Consider the following 18036-nt stretch of genomic DNA (forward strand, 5'->3'; position numbering starts at 1 on the left):
GGGATAGTTGATGCCGCCTGTTCGTCTTCATCCTCTTGTTTTAATTTTTTCCAGGTTCGTTGCGGCGATGAAGTTCGAAGGCAATGGGTTAATTATCGTTACGCATTGAGTGAGGGTATGCCATGTCAACGATTATTATGGATCTATGCAGTTATACGCGGCTAGGGTTAACCGGATACCTGGCCAGTCGTGGGGTAAAAAAACGTGATATTGACAATGTAGATAACGTCGACGGACTCGCTGAGATCTGTGCTGCTCGCGGTCCAGCTGTCGTGTTTATTAATGAGGACTGCTTCATTCATGATGTGCAGAGTAGTCTGCATATTAAGCAGATCATTAATCAACACCCCAGGACGTTGTTCATTGTTTTTATGGCGATTGCCAATATACATTTTGACGAATATCTGATGGTGCGCAGTAATCTGCTAATTAGTTCTAAATCAATAAAACCCGAAACGCTTGATAGCATTCTGGGGAATTATCTGAAAAAAGAAACGGCAGAAGTAAAGCAAACTAATATCTCTACCCTGTCATTAAGTCGGACGGAATCCAGCATGCTGAAAATGTGGATGTCAGGCCAGGGAACGATACAAATATCCGATCAGATGAATATTAAAGCCAAAACCGTATCGTCACATAAGGGTAATATTAAAAAGAAAATAAAAACGCATAACAAGCAGGTTATCTATCATGTTGTCCGACTGGCGGAGAATGTCACTTCCGGCATTTACGTCAATATGCGCTAGGACAACAACAGCAGGGAAACTGGCGGTATCGCTACCGCCAGATGATTCAATTACGCTTCGCTCTCCACGAAAATACCATCAGGGTGCCCCGACTCGTTGAAGAACCAGATCCCCAGCGGATAATCCTCCAGCGACACCAGATACATCGTGCCTTCATTGAACTGCTCAATTGCCAGCACGACACCGGAGCGACGCGGCCCCCCATCTGTTTTGACCGTCACACGATCGTTAACTTGCATAAACGTCATCTCCTGAGTGGTTTAGCCCAGTTTAGAACAAAATGACCGCGCTGACAGCGCCCCGCTGCATAAGTGCTTAATTCTCATTCACATTGACTAAATTGGTCAATTTTTGAGCAATAACATTCATTAGATGTATACTTATACAGGGACGGAAATAAAGGGTATCTGTGATGAAGATGGCGATTGACCCCCGAGGGGTAAACGTTGATGCGCTGCTGGCAGCTATCAATGAAATCAGCGAAAGCGAAATCCACCGCGCGACTGAGGACCCACATCACGTGAGCGTTGACGGCCGCGAATACCATACCTGGCGCGATCTGGCGGAAGCCTTTGAGCTGGATATCCACGACTTCAGCGTCACGGAAGTCACGCGCTAAATGTGGAAAAAAAATCCCGACACGCGAGCGTCGGGATCAACCTTGCCTAAGCAAGAAGCATTGAAATATTCGTTACATCAGGAAACCTGACGTGGGTGAAACATTATCGTCGTTTATGTTGAATGACAAGAATTATTCACCTAATAAATTAATATGACAGCGTAGTCGTGCTTACGTAGACGCTTCGCTAACATGATGATAAATCAGGAAGAGTACATTTTTATTTTCAGACTTGCGCCAGCCAGGCTTTAAGATTAATCCCATTTAACCCGTTTTCCATAAGTTAAATTTATATTTCATACCGTGATTAATCACCCTGCTAGCCATCTTTCGCGCAGACCTGATTTCGCCCACCGGTTTTAGCCTGATACAGCCGCTTGTCGGCAACGGATTGCAGGTGCTGGAAGTCGTACTGTTCCAGCTCTTCGCTGCTGCAAACGCCCAACGAGGCGCTCACCCGAATGGTCTGTTTTCTGGCAATCAGAATTTCCCGACTGTTGATGCAGTCCCGGATACGTTCGGCAATCACCTCGGCCTGCGCAAGCGACGTGCCTGGCAGCACGATACAAAACTCTTCACCGCCAACGCGGCCCGCAATATCGTCTTTGCGGATCTTATTCAGGATCACCCGCCCGATATGAATCAGCACCCGGTCACCGGCCTGATGGCCAAAGCGGTCGTTAATGCTTTTGAAATGGTCCAGATCGAGTTGGATTACCGCCAGCGGTTCACCGGCCTGCTGACAGGTCGCCAGCGCAATACCCGCGCGCTCAAATAGTGACCCACGGTTGTAGAGGCGAGTGAGCATGTCGTGCCACGCGCGCCACTCAAGCGAATCCTGCAGCGAAGACATATTGCGCACCATACGGCGGATAACCATCCAGGAGATCAGCAGCATGGCGGTAAACAGCAGCCACAACAGCGTGATAGCAATACTGATAGAGCCGAAATCACCGCGAATCCCTTCTTCCAGAGAGTGGATGCGCAGCAGTACGCCGTCAAAATTCCGCAGCTTCTCCCAGCTGATATAGCGCGAAAACTCGCGCACATTGCCTTCATTTTCCAATTCGTAGGCCCGCGCCAGCTGCGCCTGGACTTCCTGCGACAGCTGGCTGTGCTTTGATTTATCAGGTTCGGAAGAGGCAATCAGGTTCATGCGTCGGTCATAAAGCTGATATTCGCCTTCATCCTCCCCCTCTACCGCATGCGTGAGGAACTGGGTCATTTCGCTGACCGAGAGCTGAATAGCCAGCACGCCAAACCAGTACTGCTGATAATCAAGCGGCACCGCGGCCGTGACGGTCTGTGCCACCGGCGTTTTATCGCGGCTAAAGGTGGTTTGCCACTTAACGCCCCGCTCCGGGTTATCCCGCTGCGACTGCTGGATAAACCACGGGCTGGTTGCCAGACGATAGTAATATTCAGTGATGCTGCCTTCCTGCGTCGGCTCGGTGCTGAGATAAAAACCGGCACGTGAGACGTACAGCATATGGGTTTCAAAACGCGCCAGATGCTGACGCGTCATCGCCGACAGGCGCAGCAGATAGCCAAGCTCGATGGTGGCCATAAACTCGTTGCCCAGCAGCGGGTTATCGCGCGAGAGCAGATTAGTGTGTTCAACAAAGGCATCGGAGACGCCGTTCAGCGGCAGCGTACGGTTGTTATTGAGGGAGATACGCCAGTCGGCCTGCGCGCGCTGACGCTCAAACTCTTGCTCGGCGGTGCGCAGTACTTCGAACGCCAGCGGGATTTGCAGCGCCGATTGCATGCCGTTGCGGAAAAACATCAGCCGGTCGGTATTGAACTGCAGCTGCGCGTCCATATCGTTAGTGACGTTCTTCAGATTATTACGCTGGCTGGAGATATAGGCGTCTTCTAGCACGATAGTTTCGCGCCAGGTCAGCAGCGTTGAAAAGAACAACACCACCAGAAAGCAGATATTCACCACCCGGTCTGGCCGAATGCGGCGCGTTAATTTTGCCCACCAGCCTGTGGGGGTTGCTGTCGTCACGTTCACGGGAGGCACAATTGCGCTCCCACACTCTCGTTAGGGCCGAGCACCCGATAACGTTTTATACTGGCCTGCTGCTGATAATTCATGGTGCTCCACGACGACATACTACGACAAAGCGCTGGAATAATGCGGCGCTAAACCGCCCGGCTAACGCCGGGCGCAAAGGTAGAGACTAAGCCTGCTCCTGCGGAGGAATTTTGCCTGGGATCAGTTCTTCCTCGCGGAATGCCTCCCGCTTAACGCCAAAGCCGTCATACCAGCGACACTCCACCATCCCGCTGGCATACCCCGTTACAACCATCCGCGGCCCACCGTTCTTGGGCTGGACTTCATCACTGACCAAAAAGACCATTGTTGCCTCCGGTATCAGGGTGAAACTGTTTCACCTTAGCCGATCCACAGACAGTTTGCGTACCGGAACCGCACTTTTTATGCGTCAGTTTTCCGCCAGCGTGAAACCAAATTCACCGCCGCCAGCACCACCGCGCCAATGATAAAACCAAGGACCAGATTAGCGAGCACCGGTACCAACGCAGCAAGCCACGCCCCCTGCTGGGCAGCAAACGCTTCGATAGCATGATGCACCGGCGCTACACCGTGAACCACGATGCCGCCGCCGACCAGGAACATCGCCAGCGTGCCCACCACCGACAGCGTTTTCATTAGCCAGGGAGCAACCACCAGCAACCCTTTACCCACGCCTTGCGCCAGCGCGTTACGCTTCTCCACCAGCCAGTAGCCCATATCATCGAGCTTCACAATCACGCCGACCAGGCCATACACGCCGATGGTCACCAGAATGGCGATGCCGGATAAAATCAGCACCTGATTGAGCAGCGGCGCTTCCGCCACGATACCGAGAGTAATAGCAACGATTTCGGCGGAGAGAATAAAATCGGTGCGGATAGCACCTTTGACTTTATCCCGCTCGTAAAGGGCAGGATCCTGCTGCGCTATCGCTTCCAGTCGCTGCTGACGCGCGGCATCGTCACCTTTATGCTTGCGTTCATGAAGAGTGTGCAGCACCTTCTCCACGCCTTCAAAACAGAGATACGCGCCGCCAATCATTAGCAGTGGCGTCACCGCCCAGGGAATAAACGCGCTAATCAGCAGCGCCAGCGGCACCAGAATGACCTTATTGAGCAGCGACCCTTTCGCCACGCTCCACACCACCGGCAGTTCCCGATTAGCCCGCACGCCAGACACCTGCTGAGCGTTCAGCGACAAATCATCCCCCAGCACGCCAGCGGTTTTCTTCGCCGCCAGTTTCCCCATCATCGAGATATCATCCAGCAAGGTGGCGATATCATCTAACAAGGTTAATAAGCTACTTCCTGCCACAAACGACTTCCTTCATTTTTTTAGTGATAACAAAGTATGAAGCAAAATCGCCCGGGGCGTAAGTGATACATATTTATAACATAAAGACAACATCAACCCCTGAATTAAAGCACTCGCCAGCACGGTAGTTTTGGCGTTTACTATCTGCCTGCTTGCTATTTTGCCGTGAGGAAGTATGCGTTTTAAACAACTGTTACCGCTGATAGGCGCGCTGTTCGCGCTGTACATTATCTGGGGCTCAACTTACTTTGCCATCAGCATTGGCGTTGCCAGCTGGCCCCCCTTAATGATGGCGGGTATTCGCTTCCTGTCGGCGGGCGTGGTGTTAATGGGTTTCCTGCTCGCTACCGGGCATCGCTTACCGGCGCGCAAGCCGCTGATCAATGCCGCCATCATTGGCGTCCTGCTGCTGGCGGTGGGTAACGGGATGGTGACCGTCGCGGAACATCAGAACGTTCCTTCAGGTATCGCCGCCGTGATGGTCGCCACCGTACCGTTATTTACCCTCTGCTTTAGCCGCTTTTTTGGCATTGCCACCCGCAAGCTGGAGTGGCTGGGGATTGCCATTGGCCTGGCGGGCATTGTGCTGCTCAACAGCGGCGGTAACCTCAGCGGCAACCCATGGGGCGCATTGATGATCCTGATTGGTTCATTAAGCTGGGCGTTTGGTTCGGTATATGGCTCGCGTATTGAACTGCCGACCGGCATGATGGCAGGTGCCATCGAGATGCTGGCCGCTGGTATTGTCCTGATGATCGCCTCGCTGCTCAGCGGTGAGCGTTTAACCACCCTGCCAAGCCTGCACGGTTTTCTGGCGGTGGGGTATCTGGCGGTCTTTGGTTCGATCATTGCCATCAATGCCTATATGTACTTGATTCGCAATGTCACACCTGCAGTAGCAACCAGCTATGCCTACGTCAACCCGGTGGTCGCCGTGCTACTCGGCACCGGCTTTAACGGTGAACACCTCTCCGGTACCGAGTGGCTGGCACTGGCCATCATCATTGCCGCCGTGGTGCTGGTGACGCTGGGGAAATATCTCTTCCCGGCGAAAGCCACCGCTATTCCTTGCCAGACAGAGAAGTAAAGCTCAGACGGGAAATTCCCTGAATGCCGATCTGCGCGCTGCCCTCGCCGCCGCAGATCCACTCCTCTAGCCGCTCGCATAACTCAAGGTCCGTTAGCTTCTCACGCCCGCGCAACGCACATTCCCACACCACCAGCACACGCCAGCCTTGAGCAACCAACTGGCACATATCCCGCTCATCGCGCGCAACGTTAGCGCCAATCTTATTTAGCCAGAAGTCGGTGCGCGTCGCGGGGACTTTGAACAGATAGCAGTCGTGGTGATGCCAGAAGCAGCCGTGAGTGAATATCACGCAGCGGTAGTCGTCGAGAGTAAAATCGGGGCGGCCCGGCAGGCGCGTGTCCTGCGCAAGCCACTGCAGGCCAAGGCTGTCCAGCAGCGCGGCCATCCGTTTTTCAATGGCGGTATTCTGCGCGCCGATGGCGCGCATATTCTTACTGCGAGTGGCCTTATCGTGAACGTCCGCCATCGCCGTTTTCCGAATCACGCAGCGCCACCGCCTGCAAAATGCGCGACTGCAAAAGGCGCGCAACGGCGGCAAACACCGGCACAATCACCGAGTTGCCAAACTGCCGGTACGCCTGAGTATCCGACACCGGAATACGAAAACCGTAGCCCTGCGGTGATTCAAAACCCATCAGGCGAGCACACTCGCGCGGCGTCAGGCGACGTGGGCGATGCAGCTGGTTTTGCGGATCGTCAAAGTGCTTTTCACCCAGCGCGCGATCCCAGCCACGGTCGATAAGGATCTCGGCACCGTCTTTGTAATAGCGCGCCGATAGCGTCCTCGCGACGCTGCTGGCGCGCGTGGGATCCACCAGACCGTAACCGAACCCGTTGCCCTTCTCCTGGTGCTTGCGCGCATAGCGGTAGAGATATTTCCACAGCACCGGGGTGAGGATAAATTTCGGGTTAACGTTCGGCTCCAGCAGTTCGCCAAAGGTCGGCCGCTGCGCCGGATAGAGCGACGGGATATCACGCAGGGTAAAGCCCTCGTGCAACCCTAAATCACGGCGAAAACCGACCAGCACAATACGCTCGCGGTGTTGGGGTAAGAAATTCTGGCCATCGATGATCTTCGGGTCATCGGCCCCCATATCGGCGGCGTCAGAGACTTCATAACCCAGTTCATCCAGCGTCTGCATGATGATGCGGAAAGTCTTGCCGTTATCGTGGCTCTTTAGGTTTTTAACGTTTTCCAGCACAAAGATAGGCGGCCTGCGGGCATCAATAATCCGCACCACGTCGAAAAACAGCGTGCCCTGAGTGTCGCAGGCAAAGCCGTGCGCCCGGCCCAATGCATTCTTTTTTGACACCCCGGCCAGCGAGAACGGCTGACACGGGAAGCCCGCCAGCAGCACATCGTGCTGAGGAATTGATGCCCGGATATGTTCCTGAGCTTCACGGTCGCTGATGTCAGGCTGATGGCTTAGCGTCACATCGCGAATATCGGCATTAAACCGATGCTCATCTGGGTCGCAGTACCAGTTGGCTTTGTAGGTGCGCACCGCGTGTTTGTTCCACTCGCTGGTAAACACGCATTGCCCGCCAATGGCTTCAAAGCCGTGACGAATGCCGCCTATCCCCGCAAATAGATCGACAAAGCGAAATGCATACTTCGGGTGATGCTTCGACGGCTTCGGCAGCAAAGAGGCCAGATGGGTGCACTCATTTTCACTCAGACGCGTGTTGGCGCGCGACAGAGTCACCACGCGTTTGACGATAGCCGGGCTCCAGTGCTGTTCCCCCACAGCGCTAAGCTCAGCGACAACGGTCTTTAGATCGTAAATCTCCAGAATATGCTCAAGCAGCGTCTGAGCATCCGGTGCGTCTAACGGCGCGCCCTCGTGTGATAAGACTCGTTGTTGCATAAATTTGACCAGATACAGAAAAAGAAAAATAAACCTGAGGTTACCATAAGTTGCCTGGGTCTGGCGTCGCGAATCTCTGCAGCACCTGCGCGTCCACTGCGAGCGGGTCGCCCGCCAGTTCGGCGCTCAGTTTAGCCATAAAGTGCGCCAGAAAATCGGCATTATGCTGCGCCATCTCGCGCCCTTTTTCGGTTTGCATCGTCTCAGGTAGCCGCAACAGTTTGGTCTGGAAATGGTCAAGCGCGTAGGTTTTGTCGTCCAGCTCACGGTTATCAGCGAAGGGATCGTCGGCATCAAACAGCGCCGCGTTCATCGCCCCGGAGACGGCAAACACTCGCGCCAGGCCGATTGCGCCCAGCGCTTCCAGCCGGTCGGCATCCTGAACGATTTTAGCCTCTGGGGTATTCGGCGTGATGCGCGCGCTAAAGCTGTGCGCTTCAATGGCGTGGGCAACGGCGCCATAGCGTTCAACGGGAAACTGCGGGAAATCGCGCTGTAGAATCAGCAGCGTTTGCTGCGCGGATAATAAAGAGGAACGGGCGCGATCGGGATGATTCTTCGGCAGGCTGACGAGATCGTGAAAATAGCTCGCCAGCAGAATCACCGTGAGGTCGACGGGATCGTCGGCAGCAATGCGCCTGGCGGTGCGCCAGACCCGGCGAAAATGGGCAATATCATGCGCCGCATCGCTGCCGACATAATGGGTTTCAAACCAACGTTCAACGTCCTGCTGCCATGCTGCTATATCCATTCCTTCACCGCGGATAAGAGTACATTGACCCCCAGCATAGCAATTTTAGCGCTGTTCTTCCTGTTCCAGACGGCGAGGACGAGTATACCAGGCTATCCCGCCAAGCAGCGCGCCGACGATACTCAGCACCAGAAAGCCCAGCAGAGCGCCAATCCATTTCCCCATGGACGAACCGATTTCACCATCGATCGTCGCGCCGGGAATACTCTGTACATCGCTGATGACCCACAGGTAGCGCGCCATCGCCCAGACAAAGTAACCGCAAAACGCGTAAAACACCCACAGCGCCAGTTTGCCGCCTGGGCCACGCTCCATTTGCTCTTGCATAAAAACACTCTCATTACGCTATTCATGTTCACTGCCACGACATCACGCTGGCAATTGATGTGATATCGCTCACATTATAACGATTAAAATGGTGCAAGGTAGTCCACCGCTACGTTACCGGTAACAATTTGCCGTTAGCTTGATCTCCAGCAATTTTGTCAGATGACATCTACGCCAACGGAGGTACTCATGATTCGTGGTAGCGATCTTTCGCCCCTTCCCTGTGCAATCGCCGCAACCATGCGATTTTAATAATAAAAATATTATAATAATTACCAATTTAAATTCATATAATAAATAATAACAAAGTCTTTTTCTGTATCTTTATTTTTCATGACAACCATGCCATTATCTGTTCCGTTATTAGCCTTTTGTTATGCATCAATATATTTATGTTTTTGACCTTCCCGATCGTATGCCAGTACGGTCGGGATTTTTTTTGCCTTTATCAGATGCATTCGCTTTATCAATAACAGGAAGGGAAAAATAACAAAACATAATAATTACATTAAAAAACAATGACAAAACAAAATAAATCGATGAAATACATATCAAATTAAATATAAAAGAAATACTTTGAAATATTTTATATAATTTTATTACATTTATATTTTTAAAAAAAATGAACTCTACCTATACCATCCAACATAGTAACACCGGATGGCATTACTTATATTCATATGCGCAATAATGCAAAGGAAAATATAATGAAAATAAAAGCTCTGGCACTGTTAGTTCCAGCTTTACTGATGGCTGGTGCAGCGAATGCAGCTGAAGTTTATAACAAAGACGGCAATAAGCTGGATCTGTACGGCAAAGTGGTTGGCCTGCACTATTTCTCAGACCATAGCGGTGACAACGGCGATCAGTCTTACGCACGTCTGGGCTTCAAGGGCGAAACCCAAATCAACGATCAGCTGATCGGTTACGGTCAGTGGGAATACAACATTCAGGCCGACACCCCGGAAAGCGATAGCGGTAACAACTCCTGGACCCGTCTTGGCTTCGCCGGTCTGAAATTTGGCGACTTCGGTTCATTCGATTACGGCCGTAACTACGGCGCCATCTACGACATCGAAGCCTGGACCGATATGCTGCCGGAGTTCGGCGGTGACAGCTACACCCAGACCGACGTCTATTTCACCGGCCGTGCAAACGGTATTGCCAGCTATCGTAACAACGATTTCTTCGGCCTTGTGGATGGCCTGAACTTTGCGCTGCAGTATCAGGGCAAAAATGAAGACGGTGGTTCCGGCGAAGGCACCTCAAATGGCGCGGGCGGCAATTTATCGAAAGGCAACGGTGACGGCTTCGCGATGTCCACCACCTACAACTTTACCGATTTCCTGCCAGGCTTAAGCGTAGGTGCAGCCTATTCCAGCTCTGATCGTACCAACGATCAGGTGGTTGCTGGCGGCATCCATAACCGCTACAGCAAATCTGCCGGTGGTGATACCGCTGAAGCCTGGACCATTGGTACCAAATACGACGCTAATGACGTCTATCTGGCGATGATGTATGCCGAAACCAACAACATGACCCGCTATGGCAACGGCGACATTGCCAACAAAACGCAGAACTTCGAAGCTGTAGCACAATATCAGTTTGAATTCGGCCTGCGTCCATCCCTGGCCTGGGTTTATTCCAAGGGCAAAGATATGGGCGGTTACGATGGCCGTCACGGCATTGAGTACACCGACAAAGCGCTGGTGAACTATATTGATGTCGGTGCCACCTACTACTTCAACAAAAACATGTCCACCTACATTGATTACAAAATCAACATGCTGGACGATGACGTACAGTTCTACAAAGATAACGGTATCGCCACTGACGATATCCTGGCTATCGGCCTGGTTTATCAGTTCTAATCGACCGGTGTAAAAAAGCCCGCGTAGCGGGCTTTTTTTATGCTGCCAACTACGGCGCCTCTTGTAGCGCCATCCGCACAAAACCATTGTTCTGCGCCAGAAGGTCGTGCGCTTTCCAGGCATCCAACCCGGTGAGCACCATCAACACCGCCGTCTTACATTGGTGATCGCAGCTTTCTAGCGCTGCTTTTGCTACCGCCCGGCTGCACCCGCCCGCTTCCATCACTATCGCAATTTGTCGCTCAACCATATGCGTACCGGTATCGCGGATATCTACACGCATATTGCTATAGACTCGCCCGGTGCGAATGGCGAGCCCGGTCGTTAACATGGAGAGCACCATTTTTTGCGCGGCAATCGCCTTTGGATTGCCGTAACCTGCCACCGCTTCAGCGCCGGTTTGCGGCGCAATAACGATACTGGCAAGATCGGTTGCTTCGCTTTGTGGATTACGGGTTATCAGCGCGCGTGTTGCCCCCAGAGACCACGCATGGCGCAGCGCGCCCCACAGCCACGGCGTTTTGCCGCTGACGCTTAATGCCACCAGCATATCTTTTTGCGTGAACCCAATAGCCTGAAGATCCAGCACCCCACGATCGTAGTCCTGTGCAGCCCCCGTCATATCGTGCAGCATCGCCAACGCCCCACCGGCAATCAATCCCATGACCGGGTGTTTTTCATCCGGGGAGAATTCGTTGGCGGTCATCACCGCATTACGCCCGGAAGCACCGGCACCAACCATCACCACGCGCCCGCCGTGGCTAAGGGTGGCCACCGCATTATCAATCAGCAGGGTAATGTCGTCGAGACAAGGAGTTATCGCATCAGCAATGCGTTTATCTTCTTGATTAATCACGTTCAACATATCGCGGGTGGACAGTCTATCAATCTCAGCCGTCGTTGAATTGCGTCGTTCCATGACTGAACCGGCAAGCTTAATGCTCATAAACGGACTCCTTATTATGGGTTCTGAAGCAATACTAAAGTGTTTTGTATGGATTGCTCTGCGAGAACGGTCACAAAGAGAGGTTTGGTTTTGTAAGGGAGGATAGCTTTATGAAATCAGGCACATCGGCGATAATGAGTTTTTGACCTCCGATAATAAAAGGTGTTAATGCGCGGTATGCAGCAAACTCAGCCCCAACCGAAGCGCCCGATGAAGCTCAGTACGCTGGTGACGCTGATGGTCTGCAGCGTCATCATTTCCGTATTACTGGTGGTTTACGCCTTCTATTTTGTGCAGATAACCAAAGCCACCCGCTCCGGTGTGGAAGATACCGCCTTTGCTATTGCTCGTACGCTGGCCAACTCCCCGGATATCAAACGCGGTCTTAGCGAACCGCCGGACCACAATAGCATTCAGCCTATCGCCAGCGCCGTGCAGCAGCACAACGGCCTACTTTACGCCGTAGTCACCAATATGGACGGCGTTCGCTATTCGCACCCGAACGCGCATCTGATAGGCCAGCATTTTATCGGTACCGATCTCCAGCCTGCGCTGAAAGGCAAAGAGAACCTCTCGATTAACCACGGTGTATTGGCCGAAGCCGTACGCGTGTTCACGCCTATTTATAACGACCGCCAGCAGCAGATTGGCGTGGTGATTGTCGGCATTTCGTTGCAAAAAGTGGATGAGCAGATTAACGCCGCCCGCTGGAATGCGATTGGATTCGTGCTGTTTAGCGCCATCGTCGGCGTTCTGGGCATCTGGGGGCTGGTGCGGGTGCTTAAAAACATCCTGTTTGGTCTCGAACCCCACGAAATCTCCAGCCTGTTCGAGCAACGCCAGGCAATGCTGCAATCGATTCGCGAAGGGGTCATTGCCGTCGATGCCAAAGGCCGGGTCACGTTGATTAACCAGGCCGCACGGCAGATCCTGTTTTCACCTCAGGCACCGGCTTTGGGCGCAGTCCAGCATGCGCCGCTGCTGTCGAGTCTGAAAGAGGTGCTGGACAGTGGTACGCCCGTCGAAAACCGCGAAATCGGCTGTAACGGTCGTCTGCTGCTGTGCAACACCGTACCGGTGCTCAACAACCGTCGCGTTATTGGCGCGATCACCACCTTCCGCGATAAAACTGAAATCAGCCAGTTGATGCAGCGAATGGACGGGCTGGTCAACTACGTCGATGCCCTGCGCAGCCACTCCCATGAGTTTATGAACAAGCTGCATGTGATTCTGGGACTGCTGCACATGAAGCGCTACGATAAGCTGGAAGGTTACATCCTGCAGACCGCGCAAAACTACCAGACCGACATTGGCACCTTGCAGCATAAGATCAAATCACCGATCATTGCCGGCTTCCTGCTCGGTAAAATCAACCGGGCCAGCGATGCCGGGATCGCGCTAACCCTGGCCGATGAGAGCCTGATCCCGGACAACCCAAATGAAGAGCAGGTTGCGGTGCTGGTCACGGTGCTAGGTAACCTGATTGAGAACGCGCTGGATGCAATGGCAGATCAGGGTGAAGGCGAAATTGGCCTGTTGCTGCACTACCAGAACGGCTGGCTCAGCGGTGAGGTTAGCGACGATGGCCCGGGTATTGCGGCAAACCGCATCGATGCCATCTTTAATAAAGGATTTTCCACCAAAGGCGAAAACCGCGGTGTCGGGCTATTTTTAGCCCGTCAGCAGACGGAGAATCTCGGCGGGACACTTTCCGTCGAGTCCGAGCCGGGCGTGTTCACCCAATTTTTTGTTCAAATTCCCTGGGATAGCGAGAGGACAAGCGCGTGATAAATGTTTTAATTGTCGATGATGATGCCATGGTGGCCGACCTGAACCGCTGCTACATTGAGCGCGTTGATGGGTTTGTCTGCTGTGGTATCGCCTCCACGCTCCAGCAGGCGACAGATAAAGTGCAGGATGCTTCCCAGGCCATCGACCTGATTTTACTGGATGTCTACATGCAGCAGGACAACGGTCTGGATCTGCTGCCTATCGTGCGCGACTCGGGCCGCGCCATCGACGTGATTATGATTTCATCCGCCTCGGACGCCGCCACCGTGCAGACGTCGCTGCGCTATGGCGTGGTGGACTATCTCATCAAGCCGTTCCAGTTTCCGCGCTTTGAAGAGGCGCTGCTGAGCTGGCGTGAGAAAAAGCAGTTGATGGGCAGCCACGCCTACTACGAGCAGGCTGACGTCGATCGCCTGCTGCATGGCGGTTCGCCAGAATTAGCGGACACGAAGCGACTGCCAAAGGGGCTCACGCCGCAGACGCTGCGCACGCTGTGTCAGTGGATAGATGCGCATCCTGAGACCGAATTCTCCACCGACGATCTGGCGCAGGCGGTCAATATCTCTCGCGTATCCTGCCGTAAATATCTTATCTGGCTGGCGCAGATTAATATTCTGTTCACCAGCATTCACTACGGTGCGACCGGCCGCCCGGTTTATCGCTACCGCTTGCTGCAGGAGCAGTATGGTCTGCTTAAGCAGTACTGCCAGTAAGACGGTATTCGCGGTCCAGCAGCGTAAAACGATAGAGGTGGGATGAAGAGAGCACCACCTCTTTGTTTTTAGTCACAAAAATAGCTTCAATATCCGGGCGTGAACGCAGCGCCGCGCACCCTTTCTCCACGCCCATGCCGTACATCAGCGTGGTCCAGATATCGCCGTCAATCGAGTCGGCGCTGATAATCGTCACGCTGTCCAGTTCATTATCCAGCGGATAGCCGGTACGCGGGTCGAGAATATGGTGATATAGCTGACCATTTTGCTCAAAGAAGCGCTCGTACACGCCGGAGGTCACCACCGATTTATTCTCAATTTCCAGCGTGCCAATCATCGCCCCTGAGGTGGAGAACGGTTTTTTCAGGCCAATTGACCAACCGCCTTCCGGCGTGCCCAGCGTCTGCACGTTACCGCCAAGATTAATCAGCCCCTGCTCCACCCCTTCCTGGCGCAGATAGTCGCGCACGCGGTCAGCAATATAGCCCTTGGCAATCGCGCCAAGATCAATTTCCATGCCCATTTGCGCCAGGTACACGCTGTTATCGTCGTCGTTCAGCACCACCTGCTCAGGATTGGTGAGCGTCAGCAGGTGTGAAATTTCGGCCGCCGGCGGGACGCTGTCGCCTTTAAAGCCAATACGCCAGCGCTTCACCAACGGGCCAATGGCGAGGTTAAAGGCGCTTTGCGGTAGCAGGCTCGCCGATTTGGCACATTTGATTAGGGCATAAACGGGGGCGCTCACGACGACCGGATGCTGGCCCGCAGCGTGGTTGATATCCATCACCTGCGACTGGGCGCGGTTGACGGTAAGCAGGTCTTCATACTGTTTGATAAGGCGGAAAACGCGTGAGGCGAGCGCCTCGTTATGCGCGAAAAGCTTGAGCAGGATGGGTGACCCCATCAGTACGGCAGAATAGCTGTATACCCTTGTACTGTCTGACATCGATATCCCCTCTGCTGATGATGACAACCCGGCGTCGCTACGCTCGGCCGGGCTACGGGATGGTGCCATGGGTTAATTACGCGGACTCAAGCATCGCCCAGGGTACCTGCTGCGCACGCTGTGCGGCCTGACGACCGGCAAGCGTACCAAAAATAATAATATCAGCCACCGCGTTCCCGCCAATACGGTTACCGCCGTGGATACCGCCAACCACTTCACCGGCGGCATACGCACCAGGGATCACCTGTTTGTTGACGTTCAGCACGCAGGTATCGGTATTGATAGTTACCCCGCCCATGGTGTGGTGAACGCCCGGCGCAATCTGGATGGCGTGATACGGCCCTTCGTTCAGCGGCGCACGCAGCGCGGTTTTGCGGCCAAACTCTTCATCATCCTGTTTTTCGACAAAGCCGTTGTAGCGGGTAAGCGTTGCCTGGAAGGCCTGCTCATCCAGACCCAGTTTAGCCGCCAGCTCAGCCGGCGTGCTGGCGCTGGTCACCAACCCTTTGGCGATGTACTCATCCGCCGCTTTGTTTTTCGTACGAACATGTTCGTCAAACACGATGTAAGCATAGTGCTCCGGCAGCGCAATAATCGCCGCAGACACTTTGTCACGGGTCTCCATCTCATTGAAGAAGCGGTTACCCTGCTGGTTAACCAGAATTGCCCCGCCGCCACGAATCGACTCAGAAACCAGATAAGAAGTTTTCTGCTCAACGGTTGGGTGAATCTGGATCTCGCCCATATCTACCGTACCGGCACCAATGCGTTCCAGCAGTGCGATACCGCCGCCGGTCGCCCCTTTATGGTTGGTGGTGACGAAGCCCGCCAGGTCCGGACGATATTTCACCACCATTTCGCTGTTGGCGCTAAAACCGCCGGTGGCCATGATGATACTGCGAGTCTGAATGGTGATCGTTTCCTGCTCGTCGGTTAGCAGGCGTACGGCAGAAACTTCGCCCCCATCCATGACAATATCGACCACGGAGGTATCGAGCATGACATCAATCTGACGTTTTGTGACGTTACGCACAAGGCCGCTGATCAGATAGCCGCCTACCGCAGAGCCATCTTTCGGACGGTGCGTACGGTCAATGCTCATGCCGCCGGTGGTAGTGATATCGTTCAGCATGATGCCGCGATCCGCCAGCCATTCGATCGCCTGCGGGGCCGTTTCCACGAAGCGGCGCAGCAGCGCTGGGTTATTCTTGTTTTTGCCGCCTTTCAGGGTCTCTTCATAGAACAGCTCTTTGCTGTCCTGAATCCCTTTCACCCGCTGGAAGCGCGTTTCCGCCGCGTTCATCCCAGCGGACGCTTTAATGGTGTTCCCGCCAATGGTCGGCATTTTTTCGACGATCAGCACGCGAGCACCGTCATCGTGCGCCTGGATAGCCGCAGCCAGACCGGCACCGCCGCTCCCGACCACCACTACATCATAAGATTTCGGTGCAGCGGTATCACCACCCTCTTCTGCCACCAACGCTTTGCTGGATTTCACCATCGCTTTGGAGACCGCTTTTTTCACCGCTTCGCTCTGGCTGGTTGCCCCGGAAATGGCATCAACGTGTGGAGTATTAGCATCCAGGATGCGTGAACGAATCTCTTCAAAGCTGGTGACGAACTCTACGTCCTGATCCACGCCGCCGGTCAGTTCAATGTCAGCGATGCGGTCGGTTTCAAGGCTGACGTTAATAACCAGTTCACCGGCTTCATCCTGTACGGTTTCAACGAACACGCCCGGTTTGAATTTAGACACTGACATGCTCATATCGCGAATCATCGCTTCCACCAGCGAGAAACGCCACAGCGGCTCAGGGATGTTCAGCGCTTCACGCTGGGTGCTGTCGATAAACAGATCCAGCGTCTGGCCGTCAGCAATACGTTCGGCCCAGTCCGGATACGCGATGCAAGCGCGACCAACTGCAATCAGGTCGTAGCCGTGTGCCATTGCGCTATCAATATCGCTATCGTTTACCACGCCGCCCACACCCATCACCGGCACCTGCGCCAGCGTTTCGGAACGCTGGGCAACGTATTTTTCAATCAGCGGCGTTGGGTCGGTGGTGTCCACGATAGACGAACGCAGCGAAGCGCCTACGGAGAAGTGCAGATAGTCCAGCCCGCGCGCGGCCAGTTTTTCCAGCAGATACAGGGTGTCGTCAAAGCGGATCCCCGGCACTTCCATCTCTTCCGGCGAGAAGCGATAGCCGATGATGAAGGCGTCGTCCGCATACTGGCGAACCATTTTGTGGGTGATATCCAGCACCGCCAGCGGGAATTTCGCGCGGTTATCGCGGCTGCCGCCCCACTCGTCATCACGCTGGTTGGAGTTTGGTGAGTAGAACTGTTGGATAAGATAAGTATTTGCGCCGTGAATCTCGACGCCATCAAAACCTGCCTGAATCGCGCGGCGTACGGCATCGCCGAATTTACCGACCATCCCTTCTACTTCTTCAGCGGTCAGGGCCACCGGCGTTGCCGCGCCATCACGCGGTGCCGCGACGGCGCTTGGGCCAACCGGCGTCCGGCCACCGATCAGTTTCGGGTCGACCATACGGCCACCGTGGTAAATCTGCAGCAGCGCTTTGGAGCCTTTTGATTTAATTGCCTCAGCGATTTTCGCCAGCCCGGCGATTTTGTCATCACTGTCGATGCCGAGTGCGCCGGGGAACGCCAGGCCTAAATCATCAACAAAACAACATTCGACGATGATGGTGCCAATCAGACCGGCACGCGCACGGTAGTATTCCACCAGCTCGCTACTGACCGAGCCATCATAATAGCCAGAGCAGGTTGTCATTGGCGCCATAAACAGACGGTTTTTAAGCTCGGTACCATTTGGTAAGGTACAAGAGCTCAGTACGCGATGATGATTGTTCATAAGGGTTAACTCCAAACTTTTAAAAATTAAAATTTAAGAATTCGGGATCGGGCTGCATTTGAGTTATTTGTTATGCCGATATCATGATATTAATATAGCGATAATTTTAGTTACTAAAGTTATTACGTTAGT

At 53.7% G+C, this 18036-nt stretch carries 17 protein-coding genes; 6 read left to right on the forward strand and 11 right to left on the reverse strand.

Annotation, left to right across the window (positions count from 1 at the left end; genetic code table 11):
• The first annotated feature begins 122 nt into the window (after positions 1-122).
• Complete coding sequence (rcsA, locus tag AB2B48_RS09240) at positions 123-746, forward strand: transcriptional regulator RcsA (protein WP_185669464.1); 624 nt, start codon at positions 123-125, stop codon at positions 744-746.
• Between the two features lie 50 nt (positions 747-796).
• Here rcsA and dsrB read toward each other — a convergent pair whose 3' ends face one another.
• Positions 797-985, reverse strand: a complete 189-nt coding sequence (gene dsrB / locus AB2B48_RS09245; RefSeq protein WP_185669465.1) for a protein DsrB — start codon at positions 983-985, stop codon at positions 797-799.
• Positions 986-1158: 173 nt separating this feature from the next.
• On the opposite strand from dsrB, the gene AB2B48_RS09250 reads away from it, so the two are divergent.
• Positions 1159-1365, forward strand: coding sequence for a YodD family protein (locus AB2B48_RS09250; RefSeq protein ID WP_185669466.1), 207 nt, complete (start codon positions 1159-1161; stop codon positions 1363-1365).
• Positions 1366-1684: 319 nt separating this feature from the next.
• Here the strand turns inward: AB2B48_RS09250 and dgcQ are convergent, their stop codons facing one another.
• The 3 genes from dgcQ to AB2B48_RS09265 all read right to left on the reverse strand — a co-directional run bounded on the left by dgcQ (position 1685) and on the right by AB2B48_RS09265 (position 4720).
• On the reverse strand, positions 1685-3382 hold the full coding sequence (gene dgcQ / locus AB2B48_RS09255) for a cellulose biosynthesis regulator diguanylate cyclase DgcQ (RefSeq protein WP_368301582.1): 1698 nt from the start codon (positions 3380-3382) through the stop codon (positions 1685-1687).
• Positions 3383-3551: 169 nt separating this feature from the next.
• Entirely contained in the window at positions 3552-3731 is a 180-nt protein-coding gene (locus AB2B48_RS09260; protein WP_185669468.1) for a YodC family protein, read from the reverse strand.
• Between the two features lie 77 nt (positions 3732-3808).
• On the reverse strand, positions 3809-4720 hold the full coding sequence (locus tag AB2B48_RS09265) for a DUF808 family protein (protein ID WP_185669469.1): 912 nt from the start codon (positions 4718-4720) through the stop codon (positions 3809-3811).
• 175 nt (positions 4721-4895) lie between these two features.
• Here AB2B48_RS09265 and yedA point away from each other — a divergent pair, with 175 nt between their 5' ends.
• Positions 4896-5807: a drug/metabolite exporter YedA gene (yedA, locus tag AB2B48_RS09270; RefSeq protein ID WP_368301583.1), complete on the forward strand. Its 912-nt coding sequence runs from the start codon at positions 4896-4898 to the stop codon at positions 5805-5807.
• Here yedA and AB2B48_RS09275 read toward each other — a convergent pair.
• The 4 genes from AB2B48_RS09275 to drpB are packed head-to-tail and all read right to left on the reverse strand — an operon-like array spanning position 5782 to position 8756.
• On the reverse strand, positions 5782-6276 hold the full coding sequence (locus AB2B48_RS09275) for a very short patch repair endonuclease (protein WP_220439424.1): 495 nt from the start codon (positions 6274-6276) through the stop codon (positions 5782-5784). The genes yedA and AB2B48_RS09275 overlap by 26 nt on opposite strands.
• A complete protein-coding gene (locus tag AB2B48_RS09280; protein WP_368301584.1) occupies positions 6257-7678 on the reverse strand; it encodes a DNA cytosine methyltransferase in 1422 nt (473 codons plus the stop codon). The genes AB2B48_RS09275 and AB2B48_RS09280 overlap by 20 nt, the downstream gene beginning before the upstream one ends.
• A gap of 40 nt (positions 7679-7718) precedes the next feature.
• Complete coding sequence (locus AB2B48_RS09285) at positions 7719-8429, reverse strand: phosphohydrolase (protein WP_368301585.1); 711 nt, start codon at positions 8427-8429, stop codon at positions 7719-7721.
• 45 nt (positions 8430-8474) lie between these two features.
• On the reverse strand, positions 8475-8756 hold the full coding sequence (gene drpB / locus AB2B48_RS09290; RefSeq protein ID WP_333009843.1) for a cell division protein DrpB: 282 nt from the start codon (positions 8754-8756) through the stop codon (positions 8475-8477).
• Positions 8757-9463: 707 nt separating this feature from the next.
• On the opposite strand from drpB, the gene ompC reads away from it, so the two are divergent.
• Entirely contained in the window at positions 9464-10627 is a 1164-nt protein-coding gene (ompC, locus tag AB2B48_RS09295) for a porin OmpC (protein ID WP_368301586.1), read from the forward strand.
• 49 nt (positions 10628-10676) lie between these two features.
• Here ompC and AB2B48_RS09300 read toward each other — a convergent pair whose 3' ends face one another.
• Positions 10677-11573, reverse strand: a complete 897-nt coding sequence (locus AB2B48_RS09300) for an N-acetylmuramic acid 6-phosphate etherase (RefSeq protein WP_333009840.1) — start codon at positions 11571-11573, stop codon at positions 10677-10679.
• A gap of 168 nt (positions 11574-11741) precedes the next feature.
• Between AB2B48_RS09300 and AB2B48_RS09305 the strand changes: the two genes are divergently transcribed.
• Positions 11742-13361, forward strand: coding sequence for a sensor histidine kinase (locus AB2B48_RS09305; protein WP_185669476.1), 1620 nt, complete (start codon positions 11742-11744; stop codon positions 13359-13361).
• On the forward strand, positions 13358-14077 hold the full coding sequence (gene dcuR / locus AB2B48_RS09310; RefSeq protein ID WP_368301587.1) for a two-component system response regulator DcuR: 720 nt from the start codon (positions 13358-13360) through the stop codon (positions 14075-14077). The genes AB2B48_RS09305 and dcuR overlap by 4 nt, the downstream gene beginning before the upstream one ends.
• Here the strand turns inward: dcuR and AB2B48_RS09315 are convergent.
• Both AB2B48_RS09315 and AB2B48_RS09320 read right to left on the reverse strand, forming a co-directional pair.
• Entirely contained in the window at positions 14058-15023 is a 966-nt protein-coding gene (locus AB2B48_RS09315; RefSeq protein ID WP_368301588.1) for an FAD:protein FMN transferase, read from the reverse strand. The two genes, dcuR and AB2B48_RS09315, sit on opposite strands and share 20 nt — an antisense overlap.
• Before the next feature lie 76 nt (positions 15024-15099).
• Positions 15100-17904, reverse strand: a complete 2805-nt coding sequence (locus AB2B48_RS09320; protein WP_368301589.1) for a flavocytochrome c — start codon at positions 17902-17904, stop codon at positions 15100-15102.
• Between the last annotated feature and the right edge of the window lie 132 nt (positions 17905-18036).

It is taken from the genome of Kluyvera sichuanensis, assembly GCF_040930405.1.
Classification (GTDB): domain Bacteria; phylum Pseudomonadota; class Gammaproteobacteria; order Enterobacterales; family Enterobacteriaceae; genus Kluyvera; species Kluyvera sichuanensis.